Origin of the sequence: Candidatus Palauibacter scopulicola (genome assembly GCF_947581915.1) — a bacterium.
GTDB classification, from domain to species: Bacteria; Gemmatimonadota; Gemmatimonadetes; order Palauibacterales; family Palauibacteraceae; genus Palauibacter; species Palauibacter scopulicola.
The window spans coordinates 1-25,611 of the sequence record NZ_CANPWG010000073.1; the positions used below are offsets into that span (position 1 = coordinate 1).

General features: G+C 69.0%; 13 protein-coding genes and 1 pseudogene. 9 read left to right on the forward strand and 5 right to left on the reverse strand.

Translation table 11 applies throughout. From position 1 onward, the window contains the following. The 4 genes and pseudogenes from RN743_RS15430 to RN743_RS15445 all read left to right on the forward strand — a co-directional run. Positions 1-947: pseudogene (locus RN743_RS15430) on the forward strand (hypothetical protein); the annotation flags it as partial. 269 nt (positions 948-1,216) lie between these two features. Beyond that, positions 1,217-2,107: a M66 family metalloprotease gene (locus tag RN743_RS15435; RefSeq protein WP_310781161.1), complete on the forward strand. Its 891-nt coding sequence runs from the start codon at positions 1,217-1,219 to the stop codon at positions 2,105-2,107. A 173-nt stretch (positions 2,108-2,280) separates the two neighbouring features. Continuing rightward, entirely contained in the window at positions 2,281-4,770 is a 2,490-nt protein-coding gene (locus tag RN743_RS15440; RefSeq protein ID WP_310781133.1) for an IPT/TIG domain-containing protein, read from the forward strand. 88 nt (positions 4,771-4,858) lie between these two features. Then, the gene (locus RN743_RS15445) at positions 4,859-5,638 is read left to right on the forward strand and encodes an endonuclease/exonuclease/phosphatase family protein (RefSeq protein WP_310781135.1); all 780 of its coding nucleotides are present in this window, start codon (positions 4,859-4,861) and stop codon (positions 5,636-5,638) included. 1,259 nt (positions 5,639-6,897) lie between these two features. On the opposite strand, the gene RN743_RS15450 is transcribed toward RN743_RS15445, so the two are convergent. After that, positions 6,898-10,299 (reverse strand): hypothetical protein, encoded by a 3,402-nt coding sequence (locus RN743_RS15450; protein WP_310781136.1) that lies wholly within the window; start codon positions 10,297-10,299, stop codon positions 6,898-6,900. Between the two features lie 586 nt (positions 10,300-10,885). Then, the gene (uvrA, locus tag RN743_RS15455) at positions 10,886-13,762 is read right to left on the reverse strand and encodes an excinuclease ABC subunit UvrA (protein ID WP_310781137.1); all 2,877 of its coding nucleotides are present in this window, start codon (positions 13,760-13,762) and stop codon (positions 10,886-10,888) included. Between the two features lie 182 nt (positions 13,763-13,944). Between uvrA and RN743_RS15460 the strand changes: the two genes are divergently transcribed. From RN743_RS15460 to RN743_RS15475, 4 genes are all read left to right on the forward strand, one after another. Continuing rightward, on the forward strand, positions 13,945-15,084 hold the full coding sequence (locus tag RN743_RS15460; protein ID WP_310781139.1) for an AAA family ATPase: 1,140 nt from the start codon (positions 13,945-13,947) through the stop codon (positions 15,082-15,084). After that, complete coding sequence (locus RN743_RS15465; protein ID WP_310781140.1) at positions 15,081-15,710, forward strand: DUF4276 family protein; 630 nt, start codon at positions 15,081-15,083, stop codon at positions 15,708-15,710. The genes RN743_RS15460 and RN743_RS15465 overlap by 4 nt, the downstream gene beginning before the upstream one ends. Positions 15,711-15,855: 145 nt before the next feature. Further along, positions 15,856-16,506, forward strand: coding sequence for an AAA family ATPase (locus RN743_RS15470; protein ID WP_310781141.1), 651 nt, complete (start codon positions 15,856-15,858; stop codon positions 16,504-16,506). Positions 16,507-16,702: 196 nt separating this feature from the next. Beyond that, positions 16,703-17,233 (forward strand): hypothetical protein, encoded by a 531-nt coding sequence (locus tag RN743_RS15475; protein WP_310781142.1) that lies wholly within the window; start codon positions 16,703-16,705, stop codon positions 17,231-17,233. 22 nt (positions 17,234-17,255) lie between these two features. Here RN743_RS15475 and RN743_RS15480 read toward each other — a convergent pair whose 3' ends face one another. From RN743_RS15480 to RN743_RS15490, 3 genes are read right to left on the reverse strand one after another with little or no spacing between them, the layout of a single operon-like run. Continuing rightward, on the reverse strand, positions 17,256-19,295 hold the full coding sequence (locus tag RN743_RS15480) for an Ig-like domain-containing protein (RefSeq protein WP_310781145.1): 2,040 nt from the start codon (positions 19,293-19,295) through the stop codon (positions 17,256-17,258). Positions 19,296-19,305: 10 nt separating this feature from the next. After that, the gene (locus RN743_RS15485; protein ID WP_310781163.1) at positions 19,306-20,742 is read right to left on the reverse strand and encodes a sodium:solute symporter; all 1,437 of its coding nucleotides are present in this window, start codon (positions 20,740-20,742) and stop codon (positions 19,306-19,308) included. After that, positions 20,739-24,158, reverse strand: coding sequence for a glycoside hydrolase family 3 N-terminal domain-containing protein (locus tag RN743_RS15490; protein WP_310781147.1), 3,420 nt, complete (start codon positions 24,156-24,158; stop codon positions 20,739-20,741). The genes RN743_RS15485 and RN743_RS15490 overlap by 4 nt, the downstream gene beginning before the upstream one ends. A gap of 58 nt (positions 24,159-24,216) precedes the next feature. On the opposite strand from RN743_RS15490, the gene RN743_RS15495 reads away from it, so the two are divergent. Continuing rightward, on the forward strand, positions 24,217-25,575 hold the full coding sequence (locus RN743_RS15495; RefSeq protein ID WP_310781149.1) for a DUF1343 domain-containing protein: 1,359 nt from the start codon (positions 24,217-24,219) through the stop codon (positions 25,573-25,575). The last annotated feature ends 36 nt before the right edge of the window (positions 25,576-25,611 follow it).

Consider the following 25,611-nt stretch of genomic DNA (forward strand, 5'->3'; position numbering starts at 1 on the left):
TACGCCTCTGGACTACACGGGACCTTCGATATCTAGTTCCGCCGGAACTGGGTAAGCTCTCCCGACTCCGCATTCTGGCGCTTCAATTCAACGCCCTGACCGGCCCGATCCCACCCGAGCTGGGCAACCTCTCCAGCCTCGAGTTCATGTGGCTCAATTCCAATCGCCTCACGGGTGAGATCCCCGGACGCCTCGGAGACTTGGCGCAACTCGTTCAGCTTCGGCTCGAGGACAACGACCTCACGGGTGCGATCCCCCCGGACCTGGGTCGGCTCCAGTCGCTGGAGCGACTGCTTCTGCACGGGAACGCTCTGAGCGGGTCCGTCCCCGGCACCCTGGGCAATCTGGCCCGTCTCCAGGTCCTCTCGCTGTCGCACAACGCCTTGGCCGGTCCCCTGCCGGCGGAGCTGTCCGGTCTCGTCGAACTGCGGGAACTGAGGCTGAACGCCAACCCCACCCTCTCCGGCTTCCTTCCGGCCGGGTTCGCGAATCTCGGGAACCTCACCACGTTTCTCGCCGAGGGAACGTCCCTGTGCGCTCCGGCGGACCCGGACTTTCTGGCCTGGCTCGGCACGGTCGCGAACCATCGCGTCGCCCGTTGCCGCAACGACCTCCCCGCCGCATACCTCGTGCAGGCGGTGCAATCCCTCGATTTCCCGGTTCCCCTGATCGCCAACCGCCCGGCGCTGCTCCGCGCATTCCTTACCGCTCCCGACGACGAATCGCTGGGTTTCCCACCCGTGCGCGCGAGGTTCTACCTGGGCGGAGAGGAGGTCCACGCCGTGGACATTCCAGCCCCGCGCGCGGCACGGTGCCGGCGCAGGTGGAGGAGGGAAGCCTCCGTACGTCGGCAAATGCCGAAGTTCCAGCCGACGTGTTGCAGCCGGGCCTCGAACTCGTCATCGAGGTCGACCCCGGCAATACGCTCGGCGCCGAGGTCGGCATAACGAGACGTATCCCGGAGAGCGGCCGCCAGCCGGTCGACGTCAGAACCGTACCCCCGCTTCACCTGACATATCTGCCGGTCCTCCGGCCGGGGCAATCCGAAAGCGGGTTCCTGGCGCGCATCGCGAGGTTTACGGTGGACGATCCCATGTTTTGGCCGACTCGGTCCTGGTTGCCAGTCGGGGAGTTTACGCTGGACGTCCGCGAGACCTTCTTCACTTCCGCAGCCAACGGCTCGGAGCTCCTTCGCGAAATCGAGGCCACTCGAGTGATGGAAGGCGGACCGGGATACTACATGGGGGGGCTACCCTCATCTCTCACGATCGATTTCGGGTTCGGCGGTCTGGCGTTCCGTCCCGGCCGGAGCAGTCTGGCCCACCTCGACTCCACGACCGTAGCGCACGAACTGGGGCACAATATGAGCCTCCGGCATGCCCCCTGCGGTGGCGCAGACCAGACGGACCCGGATTTTCCGGATCGGGCCGGCAGGATCGGCGCCTGGGGGTTCGACCCCTCCAGCAATGAGCTCGTTCCTCCCGAGACCGCGGACGTGATGGGCAACTGCCGTCCGCGCTGGATCAGCACGTACCACCTGAAGACGACCCTCGAACGGCGCCTCAACGAGGAGGCGTCCGCGGCCTTCGCGCCGGCGCCGGGCACCGACCGGACCCTGCTGGTGTGGGGCGGCGTCGACGCGGCGGGCGTCCCGTTCCTCGACCCGGCGTTCGTCGTCGACGCTCCGGTGGCGCTTCCCGGTTCGGGAGGTCCCTACACCTTGAGGGGTCGGACCGCCGGCGGTGCGGAGCTGTTCTCGGTCGACTTCGACCTGCCCGAGGTGGCGCACGGCGACGGAGGATCGGTATTCGCCTTCGCCCTCCCGGCTTCACCCGCTTGGGCAGACCAATTGGAGGCGATTGAACTCTCCGCGCCCGGAGGGGTCGCGACCCTCGACCAGGCCGGCAGCTCGCCCACGGCGCTCCTTCGCGACGCTCGGACGGGCCGGATACGGGGGATCCTGCGTGACCTCGCGAACGGAGGCGATCGCCTCGGGATCCTTGCCGGGGCGGCGGCAGACCCTGGCCGGATTGCATCGATGCTGAGTGACGTCGCTGACCTCGAAGTGCTGGTCTCCCGAGGTCTTCCTTCGGCGGACCAGTGGTGACCTCCATGACTCCACGAGAAACCTCCATGACTCCACGAGAAACCTCCATGACTCCACGAGAAGCTACGATCCTGGCGGCCCTTGTCGTCCTCCTGGGCGTGTCTGTCGCCACGTGCGGTGGCGAACCGACCGCACCGCCCGGTCCGCCGCCGCCTCCGCCGAACCGAGCTCCGGTGGCAGTTGGAACCGTGCCGGCGCTCGAACTCGCCGTGGGTGATTCGGCCACGTTCAACTTGGATGACTACTTCAGCGATCCCGATGGTGACGCCCTGACGTACACACCGGGGACGTCCTCGGAGTCGGTCGCCGCCGCGTCGGTGTCGGGCGGCACGCTGACCGTGCGGACCGTGGCGAAGGGACAGGCGACGATCAGCGTCACCGCCACCGATCCCGGCGGGCTGACCGCCGATCAGGGCTTCGCGGTCGTCGTTCCCAACCGCGCGCCCATCGTGACGGACACGATACCCCCGCAGCGCCTGACGGTCGGAGAGGAGCCCGCATGGACCGGCACCGACTACTTCACCGATCCGGACGGCGACGCTCTGACCTATGCGATCGGCACGACGGATTCGTCCGTCGCGCTCGCCGCGGTAACCGGAGACGAATTCGCGATTCTCGCCGTCACCCCCGGGACTGCGACGGTGACGGTAACCGCGACCGATGCCGATGGCCTGAACGCCAGCCAGAGCGTTGCGGTGACCTCCGAGGCCCAGCTTCCGGTCGCCATTTCGGATGTCGAACCAAGTGTCCTGCTCGAGGGTGCGAACGCGACGATCACGGGCTCCGGCTTCTCGCGGTTCCCGGAGTACAATTCGGTTTCGATCGATGGCCAGCCCGCCACCGTGACCGCCGCGAGTCGGACCAGCCTGTCCGTGATCGTTCCGCGGAGCGACTGCCAGCCCGCCCGGCGAGCCCCTTTGAGCGTGACCGTGCTGGGCCTCAGCGAAACGCGCATCGTTGGCGTGACGCCCCGTACTCCGGAGGACCTCGCCCTGCCGCTGGGCTCCTATCGCTACACACATGGCGGCAACGGGTGCGTCCACCTGCCCGGAGATGCTTCCGGCGGGGAGTACATCATCGGCGTCGTTTCCACCTCGGAGACGCCGTCCTCGCTCACGCCGGTCCACATGACGAGCGTCCCCGGGGATGCGGCGGTTCTGGATGCCGCATGGGCCACGGTCGCGTTCCGGCCGCTTCCCCGCGCGGAGGGGGTGGCCGAAGCGTCTGCGGCAACGGTTCCACCGCCACCCCCGGCATCCGCTGGCGCGTCGGTGGCTCTCGGCCAGGAGGCGGCAGGGCCGAGGCTTGATCGGGCGCGGCACAACGAGATCATGGCGGCGAACGCGGCGCTGATCCGGCGGCTGGGCCCGCCTTCATCTCCGATGGCGGGCGCACGACAGTCCCGCACCCTGCTCGCGAACGACACCCTGACTTTGTTCGGGGATGCGGAGTTCGTGGGCGGCTGCTCGTCCCGCGGCCAGGTCCGCGCCGTAGTCCGGTTCAGCGGCGAGAACGCCTTGTGGCTCGAAGACATCGACAACCCGGCCGACCGGTTCACGGAGTCCGAACTTGCCGAACTGGACGCTCTATATGCCACCCACATCAAGCCGGTTCACGACGATTACTATGGCGGTCTCTCCGATGTGGACAGGAACCGCCGGGTGCTCGTCCTGATGACCAAGGAAGTGAACCTGAGCGACGGCGACGACACCTTTGTCGGCGGCTGGACCTGGTTTGGAGACCTTTACCCGGTGGACCAATGCGGAACCAGCAATCATGCCGAGATCCTCTTCGGTCGCGTTCCCGACCCCGAAGGAGTCTTCGGGCACCCCTGGACCAGGGAAGAGGCGCTGGACTTTTACCCACCGCTGTTGACGCACGAGATGACGCACCTGGTGCAGGCACGAGCCGAGGTGTTCGACGGGGCCGGGTATTCCAATTGGGAGGTGGAGGGTGGCGCCACCCTCTCGGAGCACCTCGTGGCGGATCGGGTGTTCGGGCACGGGATCGGCCAGAATCTGGGCAGCGCGGCCTTCCAGCGTGGACTGGACTGGTACCTGGAATGGGCGAGCGGGATGGGACACTTCTTTGGATGGGATTCGGATGACCCCGACGGCCTCCGCCGCGTCCCGGACGCGCCCGAGCAATGCAGCTGGATGGGTTTCGCGTACGAGGGCAATAATGGGCCGTGCAAGGGATCCAACAGGGCAGTGTACGATGTTCCGTCGATGGTGCTCCGATACGCCATGGACCGCTGGGGGGGCGAGTACCCGGGCGGAGAACAGGCCCTGTCGCGTCGGCTAAACCAGTCGGCGGCCTCCGGGCTCGCCGCGCTGGAGGACGTCAGTGCCTGGCGATCCGAGCGAATCCTGGTCGACTTCTACATTACTCTCTGGCTGGACCTGAACGGCTGGGAAGCCCACGGCATGACGACCTGGGATCTCGCCGACGTCTGGAGCCAATTCAGCGAGGGCGCCCAGCTTCGCCCCCACATGTCCAGAACCGCCTCGTTTCACGGCGACTGGAGCGTTCGCGCCGGCTCGACCTTCTACCTTCACTGGAGCCCCCCCGGCGAGCGAGGGCCAACCAGTCTCAAGGTCACGTCTCCGGGCGATGCGTCCCTTCCCGGCCACATGTCAGTGTGGGCCCTGAGGATCCGCTGATGCTCCTCCGATGAAGGGAGTCCGTCGCAAGTACATCGAGTTCGTCCTACCCGCCCACCACGTGACCTGACCAGGGAGCGAAACGCCAATGAAGTTGCTCACGTGGAACGTCAACCGGGCGGGGAAGCGGCGGGGCGCGCTGTGGAAGACCGTGACGCGCGTGGATGCGGACATCGTCCTGCTGCAGGAAGTCACCGGGATTCCCAGGCACATCCGGCGCCGCTACCAGTGCCAACTGACACCGCCACGGTACTTCAGGGGCCACAACGCGCCGTTTTCGACGGCGGTGCTCTCGAAGGGCCCGATCGATGCGACGCTCGACCTGAAATCAGCGGTGACGTGGGTCGACAAGATCCACACGGAGCGCTACGGTTGGATCGTCGGGTGCAAGACCACGCTGGACTCGGGGGAGCGGTTCCACGTTGTCGCCGTTCACTCGCCATCCTTCCCCATCCCGCCGCGGCAGTGGGCCGACGTGGATGTTTCGGGCATCAAGCTCTCGACCAACCCCAGGCTCTGGTTCACGGAAATCCTGTGGGCATTGCTCCGCACCGCGGGTATCTCCGACGATACGAACTGGATTGTGGGCGGTGACTTCAACCGATCGGTGCTTCACAAGGGGGGGCAGGAGGTCATCGACCGGCTGAAGACCCTCGGTCTGACCGATTGCCTCAGTCATCATCACGGCGGCCCCGTGCCCACGTATCAGCCCACGAGGAAGGTCGTGCGACATCAGTTGGACTACTGCTACGTGAACACGCCGCTGCTCGAGCGCTTGACCGAGGCCCGAGTACCGAGTCACGAAGAGGTGTTCGATCCAAAGCCGAGATTGAGCGACCACCTCCCCATCATCTGCACCTTCGACTGAAACGGGCGGCCGCCGCCGAGGCAGGGGCAGTCACGGAGGGGGGCGCACGGTCAGCGAAACGGGACGGCCCTACGTCGCCAGCATCCTGCCAACCGGCGCCGTCACATATCAAATGAGATGGCGCGTATATCGAATGTGGGAAAGTCGAGGACGCGTTCCAACATTCATTACCGCATTCGAAGACGAGGTGAGAAACGGTGAGGATCCGTCTTTCACGCGCTCTGTACGGCAGTGGCGGTGCGTAAACTCGAATCTGGCGGCATACATTGTGATGCGCAAGCCACCGTCAATAATGTGGCGGACACTCGAAAGTGGCCGGGACGGCACGGCGCGGAGCCACGCGAAACGCGCTCGAGATCGACGATCACCCGCCCATCGCCCGATTCGAACCCCGAAACCGGGTCTTTTCGGGGCGGCCTGGACGCGCTCCGCGATCGCTGTCGCACCATCGAAAACGACCGCGCCTTGCCTGGTGACGAGTGCTCGAAAGGATGCGGGCGATGAGGACTGCCAGGAGGAGTCTCCGGTCGGCCGGGGTGCTGGTGGCGGTCATGCTGAGTTTGACCCCAACTGCGGTCTCTGGAGCATTCCTGGATGCGCTGTTCAGCTTCGAACAGGGGGGCCGGAACTTCTTCTCGGTGCGAACCCGCTCCTGGAGATCGGCGGAAAAGGTGACCCCGCTCTTGAGTTCGTGGCGATGGGTCCGACTCATCCGTGTGGCTCGGGAACGAGCTGCGGCCGAGGGGAGGAGGGGATGGGTCATCTTCGACGCTGACGGCTCCGTAAACGGGCGTCCTGCGCGCCTCTGGCGGCTTCCTTCCCATGCACTTCACGGGCGACCGCATGGCTGGGGTCGTGATCGGGCCCCCTCGGTGTGAAGCTGGTGGCAGCGCATACGCTGGGGGGCTGATCGCCGGTTTCGGCGGAGGCGGCGAGGCCGGCCGACCCACCTGCCCCCCCAACCGATCCCGTCCGCGGACACCGCCGCCGACACCTGTGCGGCGGGCCGAGTTCGGGTGACGCGTGAGTCTCGGCACGCCGTTCCTCGCCGAGGGCGCGCACCGCACGGGACTTTCAGGGGCCTCCTCCCGCAGTTCGTCCACGTCTTCGCGGAATCCGGCGACCTGGACCCGGCTTCCGGCGCCGGACGATTCGGCTTGGGGGACGGTGGCTTGGGGGGAGAACACAAAAGAAGCGGGCCCCCGCAGAACTGCGCGGGGGCCCGCTTCCGTGAGGCCTCTCGTCAGAGACCGCTGGGGTTATGCGTCGTCGTTGTCGTTGATCGTCAACGTGACTGGGCCGACCGTGTACGTCTTGCCGGCACCGGCAACCTGAGCGCCATCGGCGTCGTCAAAGATGATCGTCTCGTTGGCCTCGTCAGTGCCATCGTCGTTGATCTCCAGCGTGACGGTCGCACTCGCCGTCGTCCCGCCCGTGTTGAACTGCAGCGCGACGGTCTCGGGAGCCCTGTAGTCGTCGGTCTCGGTCGTGCTGCCTGGAGCGCCGCGCGTCGCGGTCCCGCCGAGGGCGACTGCGAAGTTGAGGATACCGTTCACCTGCACGTCCGTCGTGCCGGTGATCTCCACCGTTACGGTGCCTGCATCCTCGTCCACTTCGGTCACATCCAGCGACAGCGTGATGTCTGGATCGTCATCCATGATATCGATGCTGGCAGGCATGTAGTACACGCCCTGCTCGGCGCTGCCTGACACGGTCAGTTCGATCATGTCGCTGACCTCGTCACGCACCGCGTCGTCGAGCGCATCGACCATGACCTCGGCCTCACCGGACTTCATACCCGCGGCGATAACCACGTCCACGCTGGTGGGAGGAGCAGGCGTCGTCTCCGCATCGCCGGTGGGATAGCCGATGTTTACGCTCACGGTTGTGGTTGTCTCGGCAGCGGGCGCCGTGCCGGCCGTCACCGTCACCGTCACCTCCGTGGCGCTGGCATCCTCGTTGATCGACGCCACGTCCGTCGAGATCGCGAAGTCGTCGTCATTCGACTGCACCGCAACGGACGCACTCTCGAAGTCCGTCGCCGAGTGGGTCACCATGCCGTGGTTGGCCATGATGTCCAGATCGTGTGCGGTCGTGACCGTCACAATCAGCGTGTCCGACGTCGTGTCGGTGTTGGGGAAGTTCAGCGTCGCAGGCGCCACGGTGACTCCGGCAGGACCGGTGACCGTCACCGCCACCGTGTCGGTATCCGTGTTCGCCAGGCTGACGGCGTACTGGAAGCCCGTCGCATCGCCCTCGGTCACCTTGACCGTGTCGATCTCGGTTCCGTCCACGTTCATGAACTCGAACGTCGGACCTGGAGGCGGAGCAGCAACGGTGGGCCAATTCACCGTGAACTCGTTGAGGACATAGTCGCCCTCGTTGCCGGCGTCCCGACCGTTGGGCTCGACCGCGTTGTCCTCGGAATCGAGATAGAAGCAGAGGGCCTCGGGTCCGGTGCCCGCACCTGCCGGCGCGTTGATCGTGAAGGTCTCATCGAAGGTGATCGCGTTGGTGTCGTTCTCGAGATCGACCCTGTTGCGCGACACCCGCGCGTTCGTGCCCTCTCTCCGCGGGATGGTGTCCGCGGCCATGCAGCTCTGACCCGTGGCCTTGCGCCGCAGCTGGAGCTCCGCCGAGCGGATCACGTTGTTGTCGGAAATGGTTCCGCCCACGCTAACCGTCACTGCGGTGGCCGACTGCGGGCTGATGTCGCCCTGGGTCTTGCTGAGCGTGAACGTCGGCGCCTTCGTATCTCGAATGAAAGAGAAGGTCGTGGAACTCGCGTTCACGGGCGTGGCGCTGTCTCGCGCCTGAACGTTCACCGTTCGGGCGCCCTCCCCTGAGGAGCTCGCAGCGGCCGTAAGGTCGGTGTTGATCTCGACGGCTCCGTCAGAGACCGTGGCCGTGCCCTTGACCCTGGTGAGTGGGTGGGTGTAGCTGCGACTGCCGACCCACCACCTGACCTCGCCGATGCCGCTGCCGGGCTCGCCCGTGGCGAGTTTCGGATCCTCGACGTCGAGGGAAAGCATGGCGCCGGCACGCAGCACCAAGCCGGCCTCATCCGGCTCGATGTCGCTCAGCTCGGGGTCGCCCTTGTCGACGCCGAAGGCGGCTCCGGTCTGGATCGTGCTGTTACCCGACCGTGCGGACCGGGCGTTCATGAGCCCGTCGTAGATCGCGGTGACCTCGGCCACGTAGCAGTTGGCGCCGTCGTCATCGTCAAAGTCGGCGTTTGGGTCGTCCTCAGGCAGATCGCCGATGCCGCTCACGTCCCCGAGTCCTTCGAGGGCCACGAAGGCCGTCCGGCGGTCGCCGTCGCTGTTGGCGCCCACGGAGCAGTCGCCCACGGCAAACTTGGCGGAGGCTCCGCCCACGCCGGCGTCGGCCAAGCCGTTGACCCTGAAGTTGCCGGCGGAATAGTACGTGTTCGCCACAGGCACGACGGTGGTGCCTCCGAGATGGAGGGAGATTCCCCTGTCGCCGGCGGCGGTGTCGAAGGTGGGGCCCTTGTAGTCGAAGTAGCGCGGGCCGAGCTTCGCTTCGTCGTCTCCGCGGAACTCGTCGGTCACCAGCAGGCCGCCGTCATCCTTGATGTCGCCGCTGTTGATGAGCCAGTGCTCGTTATTGCCCATCGCCTTGCCGGCGGTGTTCTCGACGTTCCAGTTGATCCCCGGGTTCACGGTCCAGGTGAACGGAGCCTCCTTGTCGGCCAAGGCCACGCCGTTTCGCGGCGTCCCGTTGGGCAACGCCGAGAAGGCCAGCGCCGGCGGGGCATCCTCGAGCGCCGAAGCCTCGGGACCCGTCACCATCGCGTGGAGCGACAGTTCGCCCACGACGGTGCCGTTGAAGGCAACCGGGCAGGCGTGGAAGGAGTTGACGTTGCTCTCGTCTTCTCCGGCCGGACCGCCGTAGAAGGTGACGCCGCCAGTGACCATCGACTCGCTGCCCTTGCTGTGGGCGAGCATCACGTAGTTGGAATTCTTGAGCGTGATCATCTGCGAGGCGAGCGCGGTGCGCGTCGTTCCGTCAGACGTCGTGATCTGTGCGCTCAACTCGTGATCGCCGTTGGCGAACCGGGGCTCCATCTGCATGCCCATGCACTCGCCCGCCACCTGGTCGGTGTCGAAGAAGCACTCGATCTCGACCGAGCCGCCGGACTCCGCAACGCCGGGCACGACACCAGCCGGAGAAGCGGCATCGCTCGAGGCGCCGCGGCAGGAGATGACTTCGTCGCCCAGCATGAGGTCCACATTCGTCACGGTCTCGTCGTTGTACTGCACGTCGAGCAGGACGGAGACGTCGCCGGACACGTTGGTCGGGTCGACCGAGGTGTTCCGGTCGTCCACCTGCCGCAGACCGAAGATCGTGACCGTCGCCGGCCGACCGCCATCCTGGCCGACTTCGACGTTAAAGCCCTGGTTGGCCTGGAGGCCATCCGGGTCGGCTGCCGTGATAGTGACAACGGCACTTCCGCGCGCGACACCGCTAACCATCGCGCTCGTGCCGTCGACGCTCACCGTGGCGACGCCGTCGTTCGACGAGGCGGCGGTGAAGGTCAGCGCGTCGCCGTCGGGGTCGCTGAAGTACCCGTTCAGGGCGGACACGGACACGGAGCCACCGACGTCAACGTTGTGGGCCGGAATCGTGCCGACTGCCACCGGCGCGCGGTTCGCCACCGGAGGCGGCGGCGGAGGCGGCGGAGGTGGCGGAGGCGGCGGCGGAATTACCGGCGGTGGAATGGTGATGGGCGGAATGTCCGGGAACGGCGGGGTGACGACCTCTACGGTGTCACCGCAAGCGCCGATGGTCAGGACCGCCCCGACCGTCAACAGCCTTTTGGTACCCTTTCTCATTCTTCACTCCTCCTCAGGATGAAGTCCTTCGGGTGTATGGCCGACTCGATCCATCAACATACCACGGCCGACGAACGATGCACCACACCCCAGCCCGCAAATCGGGCTGAACATACCCACGCTCTCACAGGGTGGCAAGAGCGCCGGAAGCCGCAAAAACACCTTGTTTTCGTCGATGTTTCCTTCGGTGTTTCCTTCGGTCGAGCGAGTCCGTGAAACCGTCGCTTCGGACCGTGTTTTTCCGGGGGGATTCGAGGCAGGCCCCACCACACTCTCCACCACCCATTCCCCCGCGTAACCTGGAGTATGGCACCGATCGCCGCCCGCCGTCAAGGTTTTTGAACCGTTTTGAACCGTAGAGCGTTGCTGCACCGCGCCCTGATACGGCCCCCTACCCCCCTGGTATGGCCAGGGTTCCCGCCGGCTTCGGGCTCGACTCCGGCAGGAGCGCGGCGAGGTGCCGGCCGGTGTGGCTGCCGGGCGTCGCGGCCACGAGTTCCGGGGGACCCTCGGCGACGACGAGGCCGCCGCCCGCTCCGCCCTCCGGGCCCATGTCGATGACCCAGTCGGCGGTCTTCACGACGTCCATGTGGTGTTCGATGACGATGATCGTGTTGCCGCGGTCGGCGAGCCGGTGGAGGACGCGGAGGAGGAGGCGCACGTCCTCGAAGTGGAGGCCGGTGGTGGGCTCGTCGAGGATGTAGACGGTGCGGCCGGTGCTCGTCTTCGCGAGTTCGGTGGCGAGCTTCACGCGCTGGGCCTCGCCGCCGGAGAGCGTGGTGGCGGGCTGGCCGAGCGTCACGTAGCCGAGGCCGACGTCGGAGAGGGTGCCCAGGCGGCGCTTCACCGAGGGCACGGCGTCGAAGAACTCGAGCGCCTCGTCCACGCTCATCGCGAGCACGTCGGCGATGCTGCGGCCGCGGTAGAGGACCTCGAGCGTCTCGCGGTTGTAGCGGCGCCCCCGGCAGATGTCGCAGGGGACGTACACGTCGGGCAGGAAGTGCATCTCGATCTTCACGAGGCCGTCGCCGCGGCAGGGTTCGCAGCGCCCGCCCTTCACGTTGAAGCTGAAGCGCCCCGGCGCGTAGCCGCGGATGTTCGACTCGGGCAGGCGGGCGAAGAGGTCGCGGATGGGGGTGAAGAGGCCGGTGTAGGTGGCGGGGTTCGAGCGCGGGGTGCGGCCGATGGGGCTCTGGTCGACGTCGATGACCTTGTCGAAGAGGTCGATGCCCTCGATCGCGTCGTGGGCGCCGGGGACGAGCTTGGAGCGGTAGATCTCGCGGGCGAGGCGGCGGTAGAGGATCTGCTCGACGAGGGTGGACTTGCCGGAGCCGGACACGCCGGTGACGCAGATGAAGGTGCCGAGCGGGAACTCGACGTCGATCGCGCGCAGGTTGTGCTCGCGGGCGCCGCGCACGACGAGGCGGCCGTTGTCGGGGGGGCGGCGGCGTGCGGGGACGGAGATCTCACGCTCGCCGCGCAGGTAGGCGGCGGTGAGGGAGCGTTCGTCGGCCAGGAGGCGGTCGATGTCGCCGGAGACGACGACTTCCCCGCCCTCGCGCCCGGCCCCGGGCCCCATGTCGACGATGTGGTCGGCGCGGCGGATGGTGAGTTCGTCGTGTTCGACGACGAGGACGGTGTTTCCGAGGTCGCGCAGGGCGCCGAGCGTCTGCAGGAGCTTGCGGTTGTCGCGCGGGTGGAGGCCGATGCTGGGTTCGTCGAGCACGTAGAGGACGCCGACGAGGCGGCTCCCGATCTGGGTGGCGAGGCGGATGCGCTGGGCCTCGCCGCCGGAGAGGGTGCCGGCGGAGCGGGCGAGGGTGAGGTAGCCGAGGCCGACGTGGTCGAGGAACTCGAGGCGCTCGACGACCTCCTTGAGGATGGGGACGCGGATCTCGGCGGCCTGGCCGCCGGCGGCGCGGGCGGTTTCGAGCCAGTTGCCGAGGAGGGGGCGGAGTTCGGCCACGGACTGCGCGGTGAGGGCGGGGAGGGAGAGTCCCTCGAGGGTGACGGCCCGGCTCTCCGGGCGCAGCCGGCCGCCCTCGCAGGCGAGACAGGTGGAGAGGGTCATGTACTCCTCGAGCGAGAGGCGCACGCGCTCGCTCGTCGTCTCGTGGTAGCGGCGCAGGGTGGCGGCGACGGCTCCTTCCCATCCCACGTCGGTGTCGCCGTAGAGGATCGCCTCCTGCTGGTCCCCGTTCAGGTCGCCCCAGACGGTGTTGAGGTCGAAGTCGAGCTTGCGGGCGAGGCGCGCGAGGGCGTGGCGGCGGGAGCCGTAACTCGGCGCGCCCAGGGGGAGGAGGACGCCCTCGAGGATGGAGATGCGGTCGCCGCCCACGATGAGGTCGGCGTTGGGGACGCGCTGGGTGCCGAGCCCGTCGCACTCCCGGCAGGCGCCGAAGGGGGAGTTGAAGGAGAACTGCCGGGGCTCGAGTTCCGGCATGCCGATCCCGCACGCCGGGCAGGCGTAGCGCTCGCTGAACAGGTGGGCCTCGTCGCCGTCGTCCGCGCCGTCGGCGGCCTCGCCGGCGGCTTCGTCGGCGCCGTTGTGAAGGGCGACCTCGACGACGCCGTCGGCCATGCCGAGCGCGGTGGCCACGGAGTCGGCCAGCCGCTCGCGGTCGGAGGCGCGCACGACGAGCCGGTCCACGACGACGGAGATGTCGTGGTTGCGGCGCCGGTTCAGGGACGGCGGGTCGGAGAGGTCGACGAGTTCGCCGTCCACGCGCGCGCGCACGAAACCATCACTGAGCGTGCGCTCGAACAGGTCGCGGAACTCCCCCTTCCGTCCCCGGACCAGCGGGGCGCGGACCTCGATGCGGGCACCGGCCGGCCAGCCGAGGATCTGCTTCGCGATCTCCGACGGCGACTGGGGGCGCACGGGGCGGCCGCACGAGGGACAGTGGGGGGTGCCGGCGCGGGCCCACAGGAGCCGGAGGTAGTCGTAGATCTCGGTGACGGTGCCGACGGTGGAGCGCGGGTTGCCACCGGCGGTGCGCTGCTCGATCGCGATGGCGGGCGAGAGGCCCTCGATGACGTCGACGTCGGGCTTCTCCATGACGCCGAGGAACTGCCGGGCGTAGGCGGAGAGGGATTCGACGTAGCGGCGCTGCCCCTCCGCGTAGATGGTGTCGAAGGCGAGCGACGACTTGCCGGAGCCGGAGAGCCCGGTGACGACGATGAGCCGGTCGCGCGGCAGTTCGACATCGACGTCGCGCAGGTTGTGCTCCCGCGCCCCCCGCACGATGAGAGCGTTCGAGTCTTCCATAGCCGGGGATCGTAGACGCGCCCGCCGCCCCCGCGCCAGCTTGCCGGCCCGGTGCGCGCGGTGCTTCCTCCTCTCGCTTGCTCCGTCAAGGCAGGGCGCGCGAGCTTGGTGCGGCTCTGAAGCACGCCGTGCGTCGACCGAAGACGCCACGCGGCAGTGAAACGTAGAGGGGTCCCTCGACCATGACCGACCACGCCCACATCGAGCGCATCCATATCCAGGGCTTTCGCTCGCTGGCCGACGTCAAGCTCTCGCCGGGAGCGGGCGCGAACGTACTGATCGGCGCGAACGGCTCCGGAAAATCAAACTTCGTGAAGTTCTTCGACATGCTGAGCTGGATGCTGAAGTCGCGGAAACTCGCGGAGTTCGTCGGCATCGAAGGCGGCGCGGACGACCAGTTGCACGGGGGGAACGAGACTACGCCGCGCCTGGACGCCGAGATCGCGATACGCACGGACACCGGGCGGAACGACTACCGGTTCAAGCTGGCCTTCGCCCATCCCGACCAGTTGCTGTTCATCGACGAGGCGTTTCGCTACAGCCGTGACGATCTCGACGGAAATCCGCCATGGAACTCTCTGGGCAGCGGGCACCGGGAGGCCCACATCGTCGATGAGGGGCAGCCGAACGGCCGGGAGCCGGTGTCGGAGATCCGCGCGCGAACCGCGCGCGTGGTCACTCACCTGCTGAGAGACTGCGCCGCCTTTCAGTTCCACAACACCGGCGCCACCTCGAAGTTCAAGAAGAACTGTGACGCCGGCGAGAACGCGTACCTGCGAGCCGACGGGGGCAACCTGGCGGCCATGCTGTACCGGCTGGAACAGGAGGATCTGCGCCGGTACGACATCATCTGCAAGCACATTCGGCGCGTACTGCCCGGCTTCGACCGGTTCGAGATCGAGGAGCAATACGGGAAGGTCGCCCTGCGCTGGCGCTCCAGGCATTCGGACAAGACCTACGGCGCGCACCTCACGTCGGACGGCTCGCTGCGTTTCTTCGCTCTCGTGACGTTGCTGAACCTCCCTGCGGAAATGCTTCCGGGCGTGCTGCTCCTCGACGAACCGGAACTGGGCCTGCATCCGAAGGCGGTCGCACTCGTGGGCGACATGATCCTCGCCCTGGCCGAGAGTCGGCAGGTCATCGTGGCGACGCAGTCGCCCCTCCTCGTCGATTCGTTCGAGCTCGATCAGGTCTTCGTGCTGGAACTGGACGACGGGCGGACAGTGTTGCGCCCGCAGGACGCGAACCAGCTCCGCGAATGGCTTGACGACTACACGCTGGGAGAACTCTGGCAGAAGAACCTGCTGGGCGGACGGCCTTGACCCGTTTGGCCATCTCCGTGGAGGGGCAGACGGAGGAGGAATTCGTCAAGGATTCGCTGGCGGTCCATCTCCAAGGCCGGGGCGTTGACGTCAGACCTGTCATGGTCGGCCGGGCGCGCGGCAGGGGACAGGGTGGCGGGAATGTCTCGATAGGTCTGCTCGCACGGGAAATGCGGGCACTGAAGGCGAGTTTCGATGCCGTAACCTCCCTCGTGGACTTCTATGGGTTCAGGGGCAAGGGAACCATGTCGGCCGACGACCTCCTCCGGGCGATCCGCGAGAGCCTCGGACCATTCGACGAGCGATTCGTGTTCCCCTACGTCCAGATGCACGAGTTCGAGGGACTGCTGTTCTCGAACGTGGACGCGTTCGCGATCGTTCTCCCCGAAGCTCCGGTCGCGGATCTGAGATCCATCCGCTCCGAATTCGACACGCCGGAGGACATCAACGACAGTCCCACGACCGCGCCGAGCAAACGTATCAAGCGGCTGATTCCGAGCTACCGGAAGCGACTGGACGGCCCTCCGCTGGCGGCTGAAATTGGGCTGAACCGGATACGAAGCGAATGCCCGAGATTCGACGCCTGGTTGCGTCGCCTCGAATCCCTCGGCGAGCCCGCAACCTGAGGGAGGTAGCGTTTTCGCCCTCCCGATCCGCGTGGCTGGAGACTCCATGACTCAAGAAACACCCGGGAACCGACTCCATCTCCCACACCTGGCCATCACCGGGTTTCGGGGCATCCGGGAGCTTTCGATCGGCCGGCTCGGTCGGGTGACGCTGCTCACTGGAAAAAACGGTGTGGGGAAGACCGCCGCCCTCGAGGCCGTCCGAGCGTTGGCGGCGCGTGGCCGGCGTTGCCTTTCCCTGGGCCCGGGCGTACTGGGAGACGACAGGATCGCGAAATGGTGGAACGACGTTGAGTTGACCCCAGACGAGGACAAGGTCGTTGACGCCTTGAAGCTCGTGGTGAACGCGGCTGAGCGCGCGGCTGTGGTCGGGGGACACGCAGGCCGCCGACCGCGACGTAGTCGAGTGATCGTGGAGCTGGAGGGCGATCCCGTGCCTGTTCCGTTGAAGAGTCTGGGGGACGGGGCCGTGCGGGTGTTCGGGGTGGCGCTGGCCCTGGCCAACAGCCGCGACGGATTCCTGGTGATCGACGAAGCCGAAAACGGCATCCACCACTCCCTGCAAGAGCGCTTCTGGCGCATGGTTCTGGAAACTGCGGAGGCCAACAACGTTCAGGTGCTGGCGACGACGCACAGCCGAGATTGCGTGGAGGGATTCGCCCGGGCGGTGACCGAATGTCAGCACATCGACGGTGCTCTTGCCCGGATCAACCGACGGAACGGAGAAACGTGGGCCGTCGAGTACTCCGAGAGGGACATGCGGATCGCCGCGGAGCAGGGCATCGAGGTTCGGTGAGCGACGATGAGGCGGTCGCGCGGCAGTTCGACGTACCCGGGGCCAGCTTGCCAGCCCGGCGCGCGCGCGAGGGCCGCACCGGCTACGTTGGAGTGGCGGGCCGTGGTGAGCGCCGGGATCCGGAGCCCGGTTGATGGCCCGTTGATGGCGCCGGGCATGGTTGGGGCGTCACGCTACTCCGGATGCGAGGTGGACGTTGCTGATCCGCAGATTCACACGTAACGACCGCGATGCGGCCCTGGTTGCCGCACTCGTGCAGGCGCTCGATCCACGCTTCGAGGCCATCGAGAACCGCCTGGACGCCATGGACCGCCGCTTCGAAGTCATCGAAGGCCGCCTGGACGCCATGGACAGCCGCTTCGTGTCGATAGACCACCGTTTCGAGGCCATCGACAACCGCTTTGACGCGCTGGATGTGAAGTGGGAACGCCGGTTCGTCGCTCTCACCGACGAGATGTCCAAACTGCGGGTTGGCTACGCCGATGTCCGCGAGCACGTCGTCCGTCTGCATGAGAACGTCAACGCGCGAATGGATGGGTTCGACGCGCGGATGAATGGGTTCGAGGCGCGGCTCGACACGATGAGCCAGGACATCGACGCGCGATTCGACACGATGCGCCAGGACATCGACGCACGATTCGACACGATGCGCCAGGAGATCGCCGCGCAGTTCGCGACCCTCTCCGAGACCGTGGTGCACGGGTTCAGCCGGCCGGAGCCCGCCTGACGGCTGTGCCGGTCCTCTGCTCTTACCTGGGGATTACGCGGGTGATGCGGCCGTTGGGGTCTACGAAGATCAGGGGGCCTCTCCAGATGTCGTCTCCGTAGGGGATCTTCGGGGCCGCCTCGAGGGCGCGGGCGAGATCCGGGCTGGGCAGCCGGTAGGGCTCGGCCTGCGTCGCATCGACTTCGTAGCCGAAATCCGCCAGCGACTGGATGGTGATCGCGCTCAGCGGTTCGGCCACGCCGAGGCGCTGGAACGGCCTCATGAGTTCCAGCGCGAGGACGGTGTCCCTCCAATGGCTGTTCCGCGATCCCTCGCCGCCCCTGTTCTCCACGGGCACCTTGGCGCCCGGGTAGTCCGTCCCGCCGGCCGCATCGAACGCCGCGATGGCCAGCGGGCCCGTGAAGTGGGTGTCCGGCGACGACGTCTCGGAGGCGGGGTCCCGGAGCAGACCGACCCTTGGCCAGAGCGTGCCGAAGCCGAGCACATGCGCCATTTCGTGGAGGATCAACTCCTCCAGATCGCCGGCCCCGAGCCGGTTGAGGTCCGCGGCGTCCATCAGGATCCGGCCGTAGAGGGGCAACGAGGTCGCGGTCCGGACCCAACAGGGCCCGGCGCGTCCCAGGGTCCCGAGCGGACCGTCGATTTCGACCACCGCCACCACGATCATCACGCCCTCGATCGTTTCCACGTGGCGCTCGAATCTCGGGTCTCCCCCGCACCCCAGGGTCCGGTCCAGCCGCGTCTCGGGGAGTTCCGTCGGCGCGAGGATCTTCATCCAGCGCTCCGCCGCGCGCTGGAACGCGGCCTCGTGGGCTGCGGTCATCGGGGTCGCGAACACGAGTTCGATCTCGAATGGGTGCGCGGGACGCACGACGGTCACGTCGAACGATGTGGCGACGGCGGCCTCCTCCGGATCGGTCGCGGTCACCGTGATGGTAGCGGTGCCGTCGGCGACCGCGCGGATCAACAGCACCCCTTCGGTGACCACGACCGTCGCGACATCCGGGCTGTCCGAGGTCGCCGTGTAGGTGAGCGGGTCGCCGTCCGGGTCGCGGAAGTACGGGGACACGGCGACGGGTTCCGTCTCGCCCGCGGCGATGGTCCGCGGCGGGAGCGTCCCCACGACCTCCGGCGCGCGGTTGGGCACCGTGACATCGAAGCGCTGCTCCGCCCCGGCACCGGCCGGATCGGTCGCAATCACCGTGATCGTCGCCAGACCCTTCGCGAGCGCCTCGACGGCCACCGAATCGCTCGACACGGAGACGGCGGCGACCTCGGGGTTCGATGAGGCCGCCGTGTAGGTGAGGGAGTCGCCGTCCGGGTCGCGGAAGAAGGGGGACACGACGACGGGCTCCGTCTCGCCGACCTCGAGCGTCAGCGGGGGAAGCGCGTCGACGGCCTCCGGCGCGCGGTTCGGCACCGTGACATCGAAGCGCTGCTCCGCCCCGGCGCCGTCGGTATCGCTCGCGGTCACCGTGACCGTCGCGACCCCGGCGGCGACCGCGCGGATGGTCAGCGTCGCCCCGGAGACCGTGACCGTCGCGACCGCGGAGTCGGACGAGGTCGCGGCGAAGCTGAGCGGGTCGCCGTCCGGGTCCCGGAAGTGGGCGGACGCGTCCACCGTCGCCGTCTCGCCCGTAAACAGCGTCTGCGCCGGGATCGTGTCCGCGACCGCGGGGGACCGGTTCGGGACCGTGACCTCGAAGCTCTGCTGGGCGGCCAGCCCCTGCGGGTCGCGGCCGGTCACCGTGATAGTGACAACGCCCCTGGCGGCGGCGGTGACCGTCACGGAACTGCCGGACACGGAAACGCCGACGACGCCCGGGTTCGATGTCGCCGCCGTGTAGGACAGGACGTCCCCATCGGGGTCGCGGAAGTGGGACGACACGTCCACGGTCGCCGTCTCCCCGACGGGCAGCGTCCGCGCCGGGATCGTCCCCACCGCCTCCGGCGCGCGGTTCGGCACGGGCGCGGGTCCCGTGACGTCCGGCTCCCCGTCGCCGCAGGCGGCCGCCCATGCGACAGCGGCCACCGCGAGTACGCGTGCTCGCCGCGACTTCATCCTCGCGACTTCATTCCGACGCTGCCGCACCGCGGCGGGAGCCGGCGAGGAGGCCGACCGCCACCGTAATCGCCGTGCCGATGAGGACGAACCACGGCCAAGCGACCGCGGCCCGGGCCCCGATCCATATCGCGGTGACGGACCCGATCCCGAACAGGATTCCGATCCGGGCCGAGCGGCTCGTGGCCCGGCGCGAGAAGCGGGCGAGCGCGAACGCCCCCAGCAGTCCGCCGTAGACGAGCGACGCGATCCCGAGCGACACCTCCACGGCGGTGCTCTCCTCGCTCAGCGGGATGAACCCGATCGCCGCCGCCACGAGCAGGGCCGTCCACGCCACGGCCGCGATCCTCCCCACGCGCAGGATCCGGCGCTCGTCCGCCTCCGGGCGGGACGCCGCCCAGAAGTCGTACGCCGCCGTCGATGATAGCGCGTTGATGGAACTGGAGAGCGTAGACATGGCGGCCGCGAACACGCCCGCGATGAGCAGGCCGCGGACGCCGGCGGGGAGCGCTTCAACGATGAACCCCGCGAAGATCTCGTCGGCACGCACGAAGGCGGCTCCGTCGTACCACGCCCAGAGGCCCAAGCCAACGAAGAGGAAGAGGGTGAACTGGAAGAGGACGGCGAAGCCGCTGCCGACGAGGGCGCGGCGGCTGGCGGCGAGGTCGCGGCAGGCGAGGAGGCGCTGGACGATGAGCTGGTCCGCGCCGTGAGAGCCCATGGAGAGGAAGGCGCCGCCGAGCAGTCCGGCCCACAGCGTGTAGGGTCGCCCGAAGTCGAGGGAGGGGTCGATGACGGTGAGCTTCCCGGCCTCCCCGGCGCGGGCGAGGATTTCGGGCCACCCGCCGGGGACGGCGCCGGCGAGGACGACGAGGGCGATGAGCCCGCCGGCCAGGTAGAGCGCCATCTGCGAGGCGTCGACCCACACGACCGCGCGGATGCCGCCGATGAAGGTATAGATGAAGGTGACGGCCCCGATCACGAGGACGGAGGCGATGAGCGGCCACCCGGTGACGAGCGTGAGCGGGATCGCCGTCGCGAAGAGCCGCACGGAATCCGCGAGGAGGCGCGTGATCATGAAGATGCCGGAGGTCAGCCGGCGGGTCTCCGTCCCGAACCGGGCCTCCAGCAACTCGTAAGCCGTCCGCAGGCGCCCCTCGCGGTACGCCGGCAGCAGCCAGGAGGCGACCGCGATCCGCCCGAGCACGTAGCCGGCCGCGATCTGCACGAAGGCGAGCGACCCGCCGTAGGCGATGCCGGGGATGGAGAGGAAGGTGAGCGTGCTCGTCTCCGTCGCCACGACGGACAGGAGGACGACGACCCACGGCAGGTCGCGACGGCCGAGGAAATACTCCTCTCCCCCGCGCGCGCCCCTGCCGAGCCACGCCCCCCAGGCGGTGATCCCGCCGAGGTAGACGACGAGGATCGCGAGGTCGAGAGAGGTCAGCGGTCGGAGCCCGAAGGCGGCGGGCCGCCCGCGCCGCCGGGGTCGCGGGGGCGGACGACCTGATCACGGATCGAGGTCGCGACGGCGTCGTGCACGGCGCGCCGCAGCGCGATGTGCTTTCGGTTGTTCCGGGTCGGGTTCACGCGGTTCGTGAGCAGGACGACGAACAGGTCCAGCTCCGGATCCACCCAGAAGCTCGTGCCGGTGAAGCCGGTGTGTCCGAACGCGTCTTCACCGAAGTAGTCCCCCGCCGACGAGCGTCCGGAGGGAGTGTCCCAGCCCAGCGCCCGGCTCGAGGCGGGGGCGGCCCGCGCCGTGAACCGCGCCACGACCTCCGGCGAGGGCGAGTCGAGACGGGCGGAGAACGACCGGGTGTACGGCCCGGGCGGGGGGCGGTCGGCGGCGGCGAGACCCCGCCCTTCGCGCGCGGCGGCGAGGATCCAGGCGGCGAACTTCGAGAGGTCGCGCGCCGACGAGAAGAGTCCCGCGTGTCCCGCCACGCCCTCCAGCGCGTGGGCGTTCTCGTCGTGTACCTCCCCGTGCACGTGCCGGTGCCGGTAGACGGTGTCCACCTCGGTCGGCGCCGTCCGGCGGTACAGCGAGGGGGGCGGCTCGAACCAGGTCTCCGTCATCCCCAGCCGCCGGAAGATGGACTCATGGAGGTAGTAGTCGAACGGCTGTCCCGAGACTTCCTCGATCAGGAATCCCAGCGTCATGAACCCGATGTCGGAATAGACGGTCGGGTCGCCGTCCTCCCCCGGCTCGTAATCGGGTTCGAGGGCCGCGATCGCCTCCCGGTACGCCTCTTCTCCCCGGAGGGTGCGCCAGAATGGCAGGAAGGGCGGCAGCCCCCCCTGGTGCGTCAACAGGTGGCGGACGGTGACGTCGCGCTTCCACCCCTGCGACCACTCCGGCAGGTGCTCGCCGATGCGGGTGTCGAGAGAGAGACGGCCGCGGTCGATGAGTTGCATGACTCCGGTCGTGGTGGCGACGACCTTCGTGAGCGACGCGAGGTCGTACAGGCTCGAGTCCGTCGCGGCAGCGTCCGGCGGCAGCGTGGCGGAGGAGGCCCAGTCCAGGTTGCCGTAGCCGCGCAGCCGGACGACGCGGTCCCCCCGTCCCACGGCGAGCACCGCGCCGGGCGCCGCGCCGTCCGCGATCGCCGCGTCGATGATCCGGTCCACGCGCGCGAGGGAATCTCCATCCATCCCCACATTGACGGGCCACTCCTCCCACGGGAGCCGCATGCGTCCGTCGGCGACCGGGGGACCGAGTCTGTCGATGCGCGCCGGATCGACGGCCGCCGGATCGATGGCCGCCGGCCCCGCTTCCGCATCCGCGCTTCCGCCGCTGGTCAGGCCATCGCCGAGCGCGTGGCGGGGCGGGAGCGAGATCGGCAGGCGGCCGGAGACCGGCGCGCCGAGAAGGGCGAGCGCGGCGGCTTCCTGCGAGGCGTCCGCTCCGCCCCACGCGATGAGGTACGTCTCCGCGTCCGGCACGGAGTTGAGCAGGTAGGGGCTCCCGAAGGAGACGAGCACGGGGGTTCGGCCGGCGGCGCCGAGGCGGTCGAAGAAGTCCCGGACCTCCTCGGGGAGGTCGGTGGAATCCGAGGCGGCGCCGGGCCGGACGTAGGCGGAGAAGATGACGGCGTCGGCGGAGCGGGCGCGCCGGAGGAGCGATTCGTAGACGTCGGGGTGGGCGTCGAAGCCGATCCGGGCGCGGCGGACGCGCACGGCCTGGCCGAGTTCGCGGTTGAAGACGCGTCCGGCGGCGAGGTCGTTCGTCCCGGCGAAGGTGACGGAGAGCACGGAGCGCGACTGGCGCGGGTCGAGGGGCACGGCGCCGGCCTCGTTGCGCACGAGCGTGATGGAGCGCGCGGCGACTCCGCGGGCGAAGGACTCGTGCCACTGGGTGCCGACGAGCCGGGGGATGGCGTCGGGATCGACCTCCGCGGCTTCGTGCACGCGGGCCCGCGCCTTCAACTCCAGGACGCGCCGGGCGGAGGCCTCGATGCGCGCGGCCGTGAGCCGGCCGGAGCGGACGGCGCCGACGACGGCCGCGATGGCCCGCAGCGGCTCGCGCGGCATGAGCAGGACGTCGCTCCCCGCTTCCAGCGAGCGGATCGCGGCTTCGCTGGCCCCGTAGTCGTCGGCGATGGCGGCCATGTCGAGCGCGTCGGTGAAGAGGACGCCGTCGAAACCGAGGTCGTCGCGCAACATGTCCGTCATGAAGTACGGCGACAGCGTGGCGGGCGGGGCGCCGGCGCCGAGGATGCCGGGGGCCGCGACGTGGGCCGTCATCACCGCGTCGACGCCCTCGGCGATCGCGCGCCGGAAGGGGACGAGTTCGAGGCTGTCGAGGCGGGCGCGGTCGCCGGGAATGACCGGGAGGGCGACGTGGGAGTCCGTCCCGGTGTCGCCGTGGCCGGGAAAGTGCTTGGCGGTGGCGAGCAGGCCGGCTTCGCGCGCGCCCCGGATGAACGCCGCGCCGAGCGCCGCCACGCGCTCGGGGTCTTCCCCGAAGGAGCGCGTGTTGATGATGGGATTGGCGGGGTTGTTGTTGACGTCGAGCACGGGCGCGAAGGCGATGTGGACGCCGAGGGCGCGCGCCTCGATGCCGGTGATCCGGCCGGCGGAGTAGGCGTAGTCCTCATCGTCCGCCGCGCCGAGCGCCATCGCGGGGGGGAGGACGGTCGCGCCGGGCATCTCGAGCATGTTCGGCAGCGCGTACACGCCGCTGACGCGGAACCCGGCGCCGGCCTCGAAGTCCGCGGCGACGAGCAGGGGAACGTCGGCGGAGGCCTGCAGCCGGTTCAGCCGCGCGGCGTACCCGAGGGGGGTGCCGAGCGATATCACGATCCCGCCGATCGCGTCGTCGCGCACGAGGGACTCGATGCGCGTGAACTCCTCGTCGTCGCGCGGGGCGTAGCCGCCGCTCATCCACACCATCACGAGTTGCGCGACCCGCTCGCGCAGGCTGAGACCGGCCAGCGTCTCCTCCACCCAGGCCCGCGCCTCGGCGGAAAGGACGGACTCGACCGGCGGATGGCCGCCGAGGGCAGCGGCGGCGCCGGAGCCGGCCGGACCGGAAGCGGCACCCGAACCGGCGGCGACCGTGCCGGCGGCGACCGTGCCGGCAGGGTCCGCACCGGGGGGAGCCGAACCGGGGGCGGCCGGGCTCGGAGCGGCGGCGCCCGCGCTGGCTGGAACCGCACCGGCGGGGCCCACGGCGGCGGGACCGGAAGCGGCGGGACTGGAGGAGGAGCGGCAGGCGAACGAGCCGACGGCCAGGACCGCGACCAGCCCGAGGGCGACGACCGTCCGGCCGTGCGCGACCTCCCTCCGCACGCGCGCCATGGCCCTCCGTTGCCCGTCCCGCTTTCGGGGGCCGCCCAACGTCTCTAGTCTCCGCACCATGTCGACCTCCGCCCGCCCCGCGTCTCGCGCTCGCTGCCCCGAACCTACGCGGCGCGAGATGAATCCGCTCGCCGGTTTCCTCCCCCTTCTTCCTCTCCTTCTTCCTCTCCTTCTTCCCCTTCTCGCCATCACCGCGTGCGGAGGGCCGGAATCGGGAGCGGGAGCCAGCGGGGCGGAGGCGGAATCGGCGGTGGCGGGATCGACCGGGGGGGGCGCGGCGACCGTGCGTCCGGGGATCGATGTGCTGCTCGCGGATTCCTCGCATCTCATCGACGGGCGGCGCGTGGGGCTGATCACGAACCGGAGCGGCGTGGGGCGCGACGGCACGAGTTCCATCGACCTCCTGCACGGCTACGCGGACGCGGAACTCACGGCGCTCTTCGCGCCCGAGCACGGGATCCGGGGCACGGAGGCGGAGGGATCCGCAATCGACGACGCGATCGACGAGGGGACGGGGCTGCCGATCTACTCGCTGTACGGCGAGACGCGGGCGCCCACGCCGGAGATGCTGGCTGCGGTCGACGTGCTCGCGTTCGATATCCAGGACATCGGCGCACGGTACTACACCTACGTGTCGACGATGGCGTACGCGATGGAGGCGGCCGGGCGCGCGGGCGTCCCCATGATCGTCCTCGATCGCCCGAATCCGATCGGTGGCCTCACTCAGGGTCCCGTGCTGGACCCGGCCTTCGCGACCTTCGTCGGCCTGTACCCGGTGCCGGTGCGCCACGGACTCACGGCGGGCGAACTCGCGCGCCTGTACCGGGGGGCGTTCGGCGTGGAGGTGGAGTTGCACGTCGTGCCGGCCGCGGGCTGGTCCGCGGAGCGCTGGTTCGACGAGACGGACCTCCCCTGGATCGCGCCGTCGCTCAACATGCCGTCGCTGGAGAGCGCCACGCACTACCCCGGCACCTGCCTGTTCGAGGGGACGAACCTCTCGGTCGGCCGCGGGACGCCGACGGCGTTCCAGGTGCTGGGCGCGCCGTGGCTGGACGGCGAAGCCTGGGTAGCCGAGATCGCGGCCGTCGCGGGCGCGGAGGAGGCGGCAGGCGCGGAGGCAGCGGCGGGGATCGCGCGCCTGCCGGGGGTCGAGATCCGCGCAGTCGCGTTCACGCCGGAGTCGCCGAGTGACGGCAGGTTCAGGGGGGAGGAGATCTCGGGGATCCGCCTCACGGTGACGGACCGCTCGGCCTACGACCCGGTGCGGACCGCCGTGGCCGCGCTGCTCGCCGCGCGCCGGCTCTCCGGCGACGCCTGGGAGTGGAGGGTGCGCCACTTCGACCGTCTCGCGGGCTCGGACGGCCTCCGGCTCGCCATCGACCGCGGCGCCCCGCTCGACGAAATCACCTCGCAGTGGGCGGCCGACGTCGCCGCCTTCGAGACGCTCCGCCGCCCCTACCTGCTCTACCCCCGCTGACGTTCCCGCGGGAACGCGCGTCGGCGGCAGCCGGCG

Coding starts and splice junctions, on each gene's coding strand:
- RN743_RS15435 (WP_310781161.1), top strand. CDS start 1,217: ATGGAAGGCGGACCGGGATACTACATGGGGGGGCTACCCTCATCTCTC.
- RN743_RS15445 (WP_310781135.1), top strand. CDS start 4,859: ATGAAGTTGCTCACGTGGAACGTCAACCGGGCGGGGAAGCGGCGGGGC.
- uvrA (WP_310781137.1), bottom strand. CDS start 13,762: ATGGAAGACTCGAACGCTCTCATCGTGCGGGGGGCGCGGGAGCACAAC.
- RN743_RS15460 (WP_310781139.1), top strand. CDS start 13,945: ATGACCGACCACGCCCACATCGAGCGCATCCATATCCAGGGCTTTCGC.
- RN743_RS15480 (WP_310781145.1), bottom strand. CDS start 19,295: ATGAAGTCGCGGCGAGCACGCGTACTCGCGGTGGCCGCTGTCGCATGG.
- RN743_RS15490 (WP_310781147.1), bottom strand. CDS start 24,158: ATGGTGCGGAGACTAGAGACGTTGGGCGGCCCCCGAAAGCGGGACGGG.
- RN743_RS15495 (WP_310781149.1), top strand. CDS start 24,217: ATGAATCCGCTCGCCGGTTTCCTCCCCCTTCTTCCTCTCCTTCTTCCT.